The sequence below is a fragment of the Pseudomonas sp. G5(2012) genome (assembly GCF_000408945.1).
Taxonomy (GTDB): domain Bacteria; phylum Pseudomonadota; class Gammaproteobacteria; order Pseudomonadales; family Pseudomonadaceae; genus Aquipseudomonas; species Aquipseudomonas umsongensis.
This window is the reverse complement of the sequence record NZ_APIO01000004.1, coordinates 24,560-36,010: the sequence shown is the minus strand read 5'-3', so window position 1 is coordinate 36,010 and position 11,451 is coordinate 24,560. Positions and strand designations below refer to the sequence as shown.

9 protein-coding genes and 2 riboswitches are annotated in these 11,451 nt (G+C 62.8%); of the genes, 4 read left to right on the top strand and 5 right to left on the bottom strand.

Translation table 11 applies throughout. The annotated features are described in order from the left end of the window. Nucleotides 1–99: 99 nt before the first annotated feature. The 4 genes from cobM to PG5_RS02145 all read right to left on the bottom strand — a co-directional run bounded on the left by cobM (nucleotide 100) and on the right by PG5_RS02145 (nucleotide 2,250). On the bottom strand, nucleotides 100–846 hold the full coding sequence (gene cobM / locus PG5_RS02160; RefSeq protein WP_020795443.1) for a precorrin-4 C(11)-methyltransferase: 747 nt from the start codon (nucleotides 844–846) through the stop codon (nucleotides 100–102). Between the two features lie 83 nt (nucleotides 847–929). Further along, nucleotides 930–1,343 (bottom strand): cobalamin biosynthesis protein, encoded by a 414-nt coding sequence (locus PG5_RS02155; protein WP_020795442.1) that lies wholly within the window; start codon nucleotides 1,341–1,343, stop codon nucleotides 930–932. Then, a complete protein-coding gene (locus PG5_RS02150; RefSeq protein ID WP_020795441.1) occupies nucleotides 1,340–2,044 on the bottom strand; it encodes a CbtA family protein in 705 nt (234 codons plus the stop codon). Before PG5_RS02150 ends, PG5_RS02155 begins: the two co-directional genes overlap by 4 nt. An 11-nt stretch (nucleotides 2,045–2,055) precedes the next feature. Beyond that, on the bottom strand, nucleotides 2,056–2,250 hold the full coding sequence (locus PG5_RS02145; RefSeq protein WP_020795440.1) for a CbtB domain-containing protein: 195 nt from the start codon (nucleotides 2,248–2,250) through the stop codon (nucleotides 2,056–2,058). 121 nt (nucleotides 2,251–2,371) lie between these two features. Next, nucleotides 2,372–2,597, bottom strand: a riboswitch (cobalamin riboswitch). Between the two features lie 192 nt (nucleotides 2,598–2,789). After that, nucleotides 2,790–3,002, top strand: a riboswitch (cobalamin riboswitch). Nucleotides 3,003–3,100: 98 nt separating this feature from the next. Here PG5_RS02145 and cobW point away from each other — a divergent pair. From cobW to PG5_RS02125, 4 genes are all read left to right on the top strand, one after another. Then, complete coding sequence (gene cobW, locus PG5_RS02140; RefSeq protein WP_020795439.1) at nucleotides 3,101–4,162, top strand: cobalamin biosynthesis protein CobW; 1,062 nt, start codon at nucleotides 3,101–3,103, stop codon at nucleotides 4,160–4,162. 3 nt (nucleotides 4,163–4,165) lie between these two features. After that, nucleotides 4,166–7,942 carry a cobaltochelatase subunit CobN gene (gene cobN, locus PG5_RS02135; RefSeq protein WP_020795438.1) on the top strand — a complete coding sequence of 1,259 codons (3,777 nt, stop codon included), beginning with the start codon at nucleotides 4,166–4,168 and terminating at the stop codon, nucleotides 7,940–7,942. Between the two features lie 142 nt (nucleotides 7,943–8,084). Further along, the gene (locus tag PG5_RS02130; protein WP_020795437.1) at nucleotides 8,085–9,083 is read left to right on the top strand and encodes an ATP-binding protein; all 999 of its coding nucleotides are present in this window, start codon (nucleotides 8,085–8,087) and stop codon (nucleotides 9,081–9,083) included. A 20-nt stretch (nucleotides 9,084–9,103) separates the two neighbouring features. After that, on the top strand, nucleotides 9,104–9,748 hold the full coding sequence (locus PG5_RS02125) for a VWA domain-containing protein (RefSeq protein ID WP_042955210.1): 645 nt from the start codon (nucleotides 9,104–9,106) through the stop codon (nucleotides 9,746–9,748). A 138-nt stretch (nucleotides 9,749–9,886) separates the two neighbouring features. On the opposite strand, the gene PG5_RS02120 is transcribed toward PG5_RS02125, so the two are convergent. Then, nucleotides 9,887–11,431, bottom strand: coding sequence for an MFS transporter (locus PG5_RS02120; protein ID WP_020795435.1), 1,545 nt, complete (start codon nucleotides 11,429–11,431; stop codon nucleotides 9,887–9,889). Between the last annotated feature and the right edge of the window lie 20 nt (nucleotides 11,432–11,451).

Genomic DNA, 11,451 nt, shown 5'->3' with positions numbered 1-11,451 from the left:
CTCTGCGTGGGAATGCCTCATCGGACGCTCCGCGTTCGGCTTTAGAGGGGACGCAGAGCGTCCCGGGCTGCATTCCCACGCAGAGCGTGGGAACGATCATCATGGCCTGTAGAGATGCGCATGCCCCGCACGATACAGCGACGACTCGCTGAACTGCTCACTGCCCAGCACCCGACCCACAAGAATCAGCGCCGTGCGCCGAAACCCCTTGGCTTCCACCTTGTCGGCAATGTCCTCAAGCGTCCCCACCACCCAGTCCTGATCCGGCCAGGTCGCCCGGTGAATCACCGCAATTGGGCAGTCTGCGCCGTAATGCGGCCGCAGTTCGGCCAGGATTTTCTGCAGGTGTTTGACCCCCAAATGAATCGCCATGGTCGCCCCGTGTTGCGCCAGGCTGCCCAGTTCCTCGCCCGCGGGCATCTCGGTCTTGTCGGCGTAGCGTGTCAGGATCACGCTCTGCGAAACGTCCGGCAAGGTCAGTTCCGCGCCCAGAAGCGCAGCGCAGGCGGCCGTGGCGGTCACGCCGGGGACTATTTCAAAAGGGATGCCGAGTTCTCGCAGGTGGCGTATCTGCTCGCCTATTGCGCCGTACAGGCTCGGGTCACCGGAATGCACGCGCGCCACGTCCTGGCCATTGGCATGGGCCGTCTTGATCAGTTCGATGATCTGTTCCAGGTGCAGTTCGGCGCTGTTGACCACCTGTTCGGCGCAGTGCCCTTCCAACACGGCGGCGGGCACCAGCGAGCCGGCATAGATGATCACCGGGCAGGTGCGAATCAACCGCTGGCCTTTGACGGTGATCAGTTCGGGATCGCCGGGACCTGCGCCAATGAAGTAGACCGTCATTAAGGATTCCTGTTGAAAAGGGACGCTGGGCAAGGCTTCAGATGAAGAATGCTCATGATCGAATGCGCAGATTATCGGGGATTTTACGCGGCGCCAGCCAATGCGAGGGTAGCCTGGGCATATTTTTGGCGTGGGATCAGCAATGTAGCCGGGCCGTTGGCCAGTTGCTCGGCCAGTGCCAGGGCGGCACTTTCCGCTACGCCATAGCACCCGGTGCGTTCAAAGGCGATGTCCGAATGATGGCTCAGTCGGGGTTGATAGCTCGCCAGTTGTTCACTGCTGAAATACATCATCTGTAACCCAAGCTGTTCGGCCAGTTCGTTCAGCGCCGGTTCGTCGCGCTTCAAGTCGATGCTGGCCAGGGCCTTGATCCGATGCAGTTCGATCTGGTGCGCCTGCAGTGCCTGGTCAAGCAGTGCCCGCAACGTGCTGACGGGGCAGCCACGCTGGCAGCCCAGGCCGACCACCAGGGTCGGCGCTGCGCTGAGGCCTGTCATGCGGGGTATTGACCATCGCTTTTGCGGCGGAACAACCAGGCACTGATCAGGCCCAGGGCCAGCCAGAACGCCATGTTGGTCAGCTGCGAAGCGATCTTGAACTGAGTTTCCAGTGCCTCTGGAGCGAGCATCGAGTGCACTTGCGGTTGCGGAGCGCCAATCACATGAGGCACCGCAAGGATCGCCACGCCAAGGACTTTCATCAGCCAGTGACGGCTGAACACGATCAGGGCGATACCGACAGCGGTGGAGGCGGCGGTGCCGATCCACCAGAGTTGGCGTTGCGCCAGATCGGCAGCCGCGGTGCCCGGCAACTCAGGTGGCAGGCCAAGCGTCGGCGCCAGCACAAATGTCGCGTAGCCAGCCAAGCCCCAGAGCAGGCCCTGGGAGGTTTTGGTCGGCGCGCGCAGGGTGTAGAGACCAGCGAGCATCAGGGCGAAACCAACCGCCACTACCAGGTTACCGCCAGTGGTCGACAGCACGCGCTGCCAGCCGTCTTCCGGTTCCCAGGCTTCGGCATCGTGGGTATGTGCGGCTACACCAGCGGCGTGTTCATGAACTTCAACCGCTGCTGGTCCTGATTGTTCGTAGGTTTCGGCCTGCAAAATCAGCGGTGAAACCCACAAGCTTTGCAGCAGGGTCAGCAGCAGGGCGGCCAGCAACCCGGTGAAACCTGCGGTTTGCGCAATACGCTTGATCATGTCGACAGGTCTCAATGGCACGGGAACGCGGAACTGTGGCGCGTATCGTGTGCGGCGTTGTGCACTGCTTCGATGTGCGAGAAACCGGCGAAATACACCAGGCTGGCGCCGAGGATTGACGCAAAAATCGCCGCGGTCAGGCGTTGGGACAGGGTAGTGGTGCTGCTGGCGGCATTGCTGTGGCCGGTGCTGCTGATAATCGACATGGCGCTTCCCTCTGTTCGGTCAGCGGGGAATAAGAGCGCAAGCAGAACTCCGCACGACCGAGCGCGCAGAAGTCCGAACAGCGCCCGCCCACCGCGGGTTTGTTGATTGAAGTGATGGTGATGGTCACTTTGTGTTGCGGGCCGGTCTCCGGGCTCACGAGGGGCGCAGGCGTTAGCCTGAACCTTCCAGCGTCACCTTCCCATGCCGCATTGGCACAGTGGATCTGACGCTTCACTCGCTTACCGTTGCGGGGGCAGCACCGGACTGACATGGCCTGAAGTAAAGCACATGATTCACCGGTTTCCCGTTTCACCCTGTGAAGGGCACCCGTAACAAGATGCGTAGGAGAGCATGGGCGGGGGGCGGGCGTCAATTGGCAAGGGTTCTCACTTGAACATCGAGTTGTTCCCTTCGAGCAAGCCCGCTCCCACATTTGACCGAGTTCCTTCAGGGCAGACCCTCAAGTGTGGGAGCGGGCTTGCTCGCGAAGGGCGCACCGCAGGAATCATGTGAACATTGACCCGCCCCGATACCATGCGTAGCCTTGCGCTTTCGAGGTTCTTCGGCGTTTGTCGAAGCTAAGAAGGGAACGCGGTCAATGCCGCGGCTGCCCCCGCAACTGTGAACGGTTCAGTTTCTGCCATGCCACTGCATGCGCCAGCCATGGCGCGCGCGGGAAGGCGCAGCAACCGCCAGTCCAACGACTGGCCAGCCGTCAGCCAGGAGACCTGCCTCGATACAGATTCTCACTACAACCGGGCGGGGTGATCCGGTGGCGAACGCTTCCTGCGCGCGTGTGCGTTGCCGGTTCTCGTCCCGTATGCCCGCCACCTTGCCAAAGGGCATCCGATGAAAACACTGGCCAAACTCCCCGTCACCATCGTCACCGGCTTCCTCGGCTCGGGCAAAACCACCTTGCTGCGGCACATGCTCGACAACGCCCAAGGCCGCCGCATCGCGGTGATCGTCAACGAGTTCGGCGAGCTGGGCATTGACGGCGAAATCCTCAAGCAGTGCTCTATCGGTTGCACCGAAGAAGAGGCCAACGGCCGTGTCTACGAACTGGCCAACGGCTGCCTGTGCTGCACCGTACAGGAAGAGTTCTTCCCGGTGATGCGCGAACTGGTGGCCCGTCGTGGCGACCTAGACCACATCCTGATCGAAACGTCCGGCCTGGCCCTGCCAAAACCTTTGGTCCAGGCCTTCCAGTGGCCGGAAATTCGCAGTGCCTGCACCGTAGACGCGGTGATCACCGTGGTCGATAGCCCGGCCGTCGCGGCTGGCACGTTCGCCGCGTTCCCGGATCAAGTCGACGCCATGCGCAAACTCGACCCGAACCTGGATCACGAATCGCCTTTGCACGAGCTGTTCGCCGACCAGTTGGCCAGCGCCGACCTGGTGATCCTCAACAAGGCCGACCTGATCAGCCCTGAAGACCTGGCACGCGTACGCCTGGAAGTCGCCGAGGAACTGCCGCCAGCGGTGAAAGTCATCGAAGCCAGTAGCGGGCGCCTGCCGCTGGACGTGTTGATCGGCCTCGGTGCCGGGTCCGAAGAACACATCGACAGCCGTCACAGCCATCACGATCACCACCATGAAGGCGAAGACGATCACGACCACGATGCCTTCGATTCAATCTCCATCGAACTGCCGGCATCTGACGAAAGCCTGCTGATGGATGCACTGACCCAACTGGTGGTGCAGCACGGCATCCTGCGCGTCAAAGGTTTCGCCGCGGTCCCGAACAAACCGATGCGCCTGCTGATCCAGGGCGTGGGCACCCGATTCGACAAGCATTTCGACCGCCAGTGGAGCGCTGAAGAAGCACGCACCACCCGTCTGGTGTTGATTGGCCAGGCGCTGGACGCCACAACGCTCGAAGCGCAATTGCGCGCCGCGCTCAGCGTGTAACCCATGCACCTGCTCAGGACCCAGCCCGGCGGATTCGTGTCGGATGACAACATTGCCGACCTAGGGCAAACCCCCGCCGAGCTGGTTATCCTGTGCAGCGGCGACTCCAGCCTGGCGTTGCTTGCCGAAGCGGCGCAGCAGTTGCCCGAAGACTACCCAAGCGTGCGCCTGGCCAACCCGATGCAGGTGCAGAACCATGCATCAGTTGATCTGTATGTCGACGAAGTCCTGCGCCATGCCAAGGTCATCCTGATTTCGCTGCACGGCGGCATTGCCTATTGGCGCTATGGCGTCGAGCGGCTGGTGGAGTTGTCGCAGCGGGGTGTACAGCTGATCCTGGTGCCGGGCGATGATCGACCGGACCCGGAGCTCAGTGATCTGAGCACCGTGGGCGCTGGGGATCGCGACCGGCTTTGGCAATTCCTGCGTCAGGGTGGCATGGGCAATGCCCTCGACTTTTTCCGTTGCCTGGCCAATCGTTGGCTCGATCGCGACTACGCCTGGGCCGAGCCGCACACCTTGCCGCGTACGGCGATTTACCACCCACAAAAAAGCCCTGCGGCGCTGAGCGACTGGCGGGCCCAGTGGCAGAGCGGTCAGCCAGTGGCGGCGGTGCTGTTCTATCGCTCGCATTTGCAAGCGGCGAATACCGCTTTCATTGATGTTTTCTGTCAGCGCTTGCAGGCGGCGGGGCTTAACCCGTTGCCAATTGCGCTGGCCAGCCTGAAAGAGCCTGGCTGCCTTGCCGTGGTCGAGGACTGGCTGGATGAAGTCGAGGCGGGGGTGATTCTCAACACCACCGGTTTCGCCCAATCCAGTCCGGAGGCACCGCACTTGCGGCCATTTCGCCGCAATATCCCGGTGATCCAGGCCATTTGCGCCCAAGACAATGAACCGGGTTGGCGAGCCAGCGAACAAGGCCTCGGCCCCCGCGATCTGGCGATGCACATTGCGCTGCCGGAACTGGACGGGCGCATCATCAGTCGGCCGATCAGCTTCAAGGACCTGGCCTGGCGCAGCGAGCGCAGTCAGTCGGACGTGGTCTGCTATCGCGCTCAGCCAGAACGCATGGACTTTGTCGCGCAACTGGCGCGGCGCTGGATCGATCTGGCGCGGTTGCCCAATGGCGAAAAACGCATAGCGCTGATTCTGGCAAATTACCCGACCCGTGATGGTCGTATAGGCAACGGCGTCGGGCTCGATACACCGGCTGCGGCTTTGAATATCCTGCGTGCGCTGCATAAAGAAGGCTATCCGCTGCCAGCCGATCTGCCTGCCAGCGGCACCGCGTTGATCCAGCAATTGTTGGGCGGTGTCAGCAACGACCTCGAAACCCTCGATCAACGCCCGTGCCAGCAAAGCCTGGCCATGGACGATTACCTGCTGATGTTCAACGCGTTGCCGCAAGTCAATCGCCAGGCCGTGCTGGAGCGCTGGGGCGAGCCCGACAGTGATCCGATGTGTCGTGGCGGGCGGATGATGATCGCCGGGTTGCGCTTTGGCCTGACCTTCGTTGGCATCCAACCGGCGCGGGGTTACCAGGTCGATCCAAGTGCGGTGTATCACGACCCGGACCTGGTGCCGCCCCATGGCTACCTGGCGTTCTATTTCTGGTTGCGCAATACCTACGGCGCTCACGGCGTAATCCACGTGGGCAAGCACGGCAACCTGGAATGGTTGCCGGGCAAGGGCGTAGGGTTGTCGGAGCACTGCTGGCCGGATGCGCTGCTCGGGCCGTTGCCGAACATCTATCCGTTCATCGTCAACGACCCGGGTGAAGGCGCCCAGGCCAAGCGCCGCACGCAAGCGGTGATCATCGACCACCTGATGCCGCCACTGACCCGCGCCGAGACCTACGGCCCGCTGCGTAATCTCGAGTTGCTGGCCGACGAATACTACGAAGCGCAATTGCTCGATCCACGGCGAGCGCGGGAACTGCAGCGCGACATCCTGCAATTGGTCCGGGACACCCACATCGACCGCGAACTGCAACTGGACGATCAGCTCGATAGCGATGCCGATGCGGCGATCTGGCTGCCGCGCCTGGACACTTACCTGTGCGACTTGAAAGAGTCGCAGATCCGCGATGGCTTGCATGTTTTTGGCGAGTCGCCGGCCGGAAGGCTGCGCATCGATACGTTGCTGGCGCTGCTGCGCATTCCCCGGGGCGATGGCCGTGGCGCGCAATCGAGTGTGCTGCGGGCCTTGGCCAAGGCGTTCGCGCTGGGCTTCGACCCACTGGATTGCGCGCTGGCCGAGCCGTGGAGCGGACCGCGTCCCGGCGAATTATTGTCGGTCAGCGGTGAACCCTGGCGCACCACGGGCGATACCCGCGAACGCCTCGAACTGTTCGCCGCACAGCTTATTTCACAGGTGTTGAATGCCCCCTGTGAGAACCTCCCAAAGGAGGCTTGCTGGACTGAAGTGAACGCTATCCTCGAGCATTTGCGCGAAGTGGTAGCACCCAGGCTGGATGCCTGTGGCCCCGCAGAAATGCGTGGCCTGCTCGACGCCCTCGGCGGCCGGTTCGTCCCGGCAGGCCCCAGTGGCGCGCCGAGTCGCGGTCGCCTGGACGTGCTGCCCACCGGGCGCAACTTCTATTCGGTGGACGTACGCAACCTGCCCACCACCACCGCGTGGCGCATCGGTTTCCAGTCCGCCAACCTGATTCTCGAACGTCACCTGCAAGACCATGGTGATCATTTGCGTCAGCTCGGCCTGTCGGTCTGGGGCACTGCGACCATGCGCACCGGCGGCGACGATATCGCCCAGGCCATGGCGTTGATGGGCGTGCGACCGGTTTGGGCCACCGGCAGTCAACGGGTGGACGACTTTGAAATTCTGCCGCTGAGCCTGCTTGATCGTCCGCGGGTGGACGTGACCTTGCGTGTATCGGGTTTCTTCCGCGATGCCTTCGCCAACCTGATCCGCCTGTTCGATGCGGCCGTGCAAGCGGTCGCCGCGCTCGATGAGCCGGATGACTTGAATCCGCTGGCAGCCAAGGTGCGCGCCGAGCGTGAAGCGCTGTTGCAATCGGGACTGGATGAAGACGCGGCACGGCGGCAGGCCGGCTGGCGCATTTTCGGTGCCAAGCCTGGTGCGTATGGCGCAGGCGTGCAGGGCGCCATCGATGGTCGCCTGTGGCAAAGCCGCGAGGACCTGGCCGAGGTTTACCTGAATTGGGGTGGCTACGCGTACGGCGGGTCTGATGAAGGTACGGTGGCCCGTGAGCAGTTTTCCCAGCGCCTGAGCCAGGTACAGGCGGTGCTGCAAAACCAGGATAACCGTGAGCACGACCTGCTCGATTCCAATGATTACTACCAATTCCAGGGTGGCATGCTGGCTGCCGTGGAAAGCCTGAGTGGCGAGGCGGCGGCCAGTTATCACGGCGATCACAGCCAGCCGGACCTGCCGAAGATCCGCACCCTGAAGGAAGAACTGAACCGGGTGATCCGCTCCCGGGCGGCCAATCCAAAGTGGATCGACGGGGTCAAGCGGCACGGCTACAAAGGCGCATTCGAAATGGCCGCGACGGTGGACAATCTGTTCGCCTTCGACGCCACCACGCGGTTGATCGACGATCACCAGTACGCGTTGCTGGCCGATGCCTATCTACTTGACCCGGGCACTCGGGATTTCGTACGCGAGCATAACCCCCATGCCTTGCGCGACATGACCGAGCGTTTGCTCGAAGCGCAACAGCGGGGGATGTGGAAAGAACCGGGTTCGTATCGCGAGGCCTTGGAAAATTTGCTGCTGGATATAGAAGAAGACAGCTAGTGCAATACCCCTGTGGGAGCGAGCCTGCTCGCGAAGAGGCCAGCACAATCAACATTATCGTTGACTGACAAACCGCTTTCGCGAGCAGGCTCGCTCCCACAGGGGAACGTGTATTGACCCCGACCATGACTGAGTACTGATAATGACCGACACCCCCCATTTCCCGCTTTCCGCCGTGGTCGGCGCCGACGATTTGAAACTCGCGCTGTATCTGACCGCCATCGACCCGAAAATCGGTGGTGTGCTGATCGAAGGCCCGCGTGGCATGGCCAAGTCGACCCTGGCCCGTGGTCTTGCGGACCTGCTGGCCAGCGGTCAATTCGTCACCTTGCCCCTGGGGGCAACTGAAGAGCGCCTGGTCGGCACCCTCGACCTCGACGCGGCCCTGAGTGAAGGTCGGGCGCAATTTTCCCCCGGCGTGCTGGCCAAGGCTGACGGCGGCGTGCTCTATGTCGATGAAGTGAATCTGCTGCCGGATCACCTCGTCGATCTGCTGCTCGATGTGGCGGCCAGCGGCACCAATCTGGTTGAACGTGATGGTATTTCCCATCGGCATTCGGCGAAGTTCGTGCTAATCGGCACCATGAACCCGGAAGAGGGCGAGTTGCGCCCGCAACTGCTCGATCGTTTTGGCTTGAACGTCGCCCTCAGTGGCCACACCGCACCGACCGAACGCGGACAAATCATTCGTCGACGCCTCGATTTCGACAGTGATCCACAACAGTTCTGCGCCGAATGGGAGAGCCAGCAGCAGTCGTTGCGTGAGCGTTGCCAAACAGCGCGCAGTGCATTGGCGAACATTCCCCTTGACGACGAAGCGTTGGCGCAGATCACCGAGCGTTGCTTTGCCGCCGGTGTCGATGGCTTGCGCGCCGACCTGGTCTGGTTGCGCGCGGCGCGTGCCCATGCTGCCTGGCGCGGTGCAACAGCCATTGGCGAAGAGGATATCGACGCGGTCGCCGAATTTGCCTTGCGCCATCGTCGTCGCGAGCACACGCCATCGGCACCACAATCCAACAATTCCCCATCCAGCCAACAGCCCAACCCGAGCGAAGGCCAGGGCCAATGGGGCGAGATGCCCGCTCAAGTGTTGCCGGTCGGCGCGCGGCGAGAGGTGCCGAGCTGGCCAAAAAAGCCCTAGGCATTCGCCCTCGATCGGACGTGGGGGCGAATGCCAGACCTCGTGCAGGACGCCTCGATCACGGTAAACAGGGTAAACGTCACGCGTCCCATGGCGGCTCGATCAATTGGCCAGGCACGTTACTCAACGGAAGGCCACGCCAGCGCCAGGATGTCTTGTTCCAGCAGCGCACGCGCGCGGCACATGAGCTGTGGCTGGTGATTGTCGACGCGTCGGCTTCGACCCGCCGCCACCAGGCATTGAGTGATGCCAAGGGCCTGTTGGCGCAATTGTTCGACGATGCCTACCGCCAGCGCGCGCGCCTGGCATTACTGACGGCCAGCGGTGCAGCGCCGAAGTGGCAGGTGCAGGGACTGAAGGCATCCAGCGGTTTGCGCCATTGGCTCGACGGACTTGGTGCGGGCGGCGGTACGCCGTTGCTGGCGGCGCTGGGTGATGCGGCACTGTGGCTTGCCGCGCGGCAAAAGCGCTTGCCGGCCGAACACCAGCGCTTGCTGGTGATAACCGATGGCCGTTTGAAAGAGTGGCCGTCGTTGCCCGCACTCGAGTGTCCGGGGCTGGTGATCGACATCGAACGCGGGCCGATTCGCCTTGGGCGCAGCAAGGTGTTGGCGGCGCAGTTGCAAACCGGGTATCGGCATATCGACGAGCTTGTTCTGGGGTAAGTGCTGTGTCGCCCTTATGGGCCTCATCGCGGGCAAGCCCGCTCCCAAAGGTGAATCTGTGCCTCACCGGGATCATGTGGGAGCGAGCCTGCTCGCGAAGGCGGCTGTACATTCAAAGATGAAATCGCCAGGTACGCGTTATTCAAGCGTCAGGGCGGTACGGGGCGCTGGAATCGGATTGCGCATCAGTGTCCCGACCACCAGTGCGCCCAGCAACCCCGCCAGGCCCGCGACCCAAAGCAACAAACTGAACCCACCCACGAACGCCTGTCGCGCCAGCGGCTCGACCAGCGGCCGCGCAACTTCCGGCAACAGACTCAGGGCCGCCGGCATGTCACCGGCCACCACCCGCGAGGCGACACCCTGGCTGTGTTCGAGCCATTGCCCGCCCTGTGCCGCCAGATGGTCGTGCAGCAGCCGTTCGCTGTGTCCCGACAGCAATGCGCCATACACACCGATCGCCAGCATCACCGCGCTGAAGCGCATGGTCGTACTCATGCCCGAGGCCATGCCGGTACGCTCCCGAGGCACACAGGCCATGATGTTTTTTTGCGTATCGCCGTTGAGCAGCCCGGCGCCGGCACCCGTGACTGCAATCGCCAGGGCGAAGGGCAGGTATCCGCCGCTGTTGACCGCCCAGGCGCTGAGCAAATTACCGCTGCCCACCAGGGTGAGTCCGATGGCCATCATGTTCGCCGGCGTCACGCGTCCCGCCAGGCGTGCACCGATGCGCGGGAAAATCAGCATGGTCACGGCAAACGGCAGCATGCCCAACCCTGCGCTGCTGGCGCTAAAACCCAGGCCGTTCTGCAAGTAGAACGGCAGCATCGTCATCATCACCTGGGCGCACGCAGCATAGGAAAACATGCCGAGCAACGCGCCGATGAAACGCGGATGACGGAACAGTTGCAGGTCGATCATCGGCCGCTGTTGCACACGCTCGATCACCACGAACAAGCCGAGCAACAGGGCGCCACCCACCAGGCGGGCGTAAGTGACGGGGTTGTTCCAGCCGATGCGATTGGCTTCGATCAGGCCCCAGATCAGGCACAGCAAACTGGCGCTGAAGGCCAGGCTGCCCCACGGATCGAGACGCGCGGCCTGGGCGTCGCGAGACTCCGGCACCGCGCGCCAGACCATGAGCATCAGGAACAGGCTGATCGGCAGGTTGAGGTAGAAAATCCAGCGCCAACCCACGTACTCGGTGATCAACCCGCCCAGGGTCGGCGCAGCCGTCATGGCCACGCCCATGCAACCGCCCCAGAACGCCCAGGCCTTGGCGCGTTCGGCTTCATCGTGGAAGGTATGGCCGATGGAAGCGAGTGCCGAGGTCAACAGCAGCGCCGCGCCGACGCCCTTGATCGCGCGCGCGATGTCGAGAAACAGCGCGTTCGGTGCGGCGCCGCAGCCGATCGAGGCCAGAATGAAGATGCCCAGCCCCCACATCAGGGTTTTTTGCCGGCCAAAACGGTCTGCCAAGCTGCCCGCGGGCAACAGCAACGCGGCGAAGGCCAGCATGTAGGCACTGACCACCCACTCAATGTCAGCGAAATTCGCCCCCAGATCCCGAGCGATGCTGGGCAAGGTAACGGCCACGATGTTGGTGTCCAGCACGATCAACGAGCACACTGCCGACGCGGTTAACAAGGTCAGGCGTGGGCTCACCTGGGGTTTGACGGACATGGCAGGGGTTCTCTACTGTG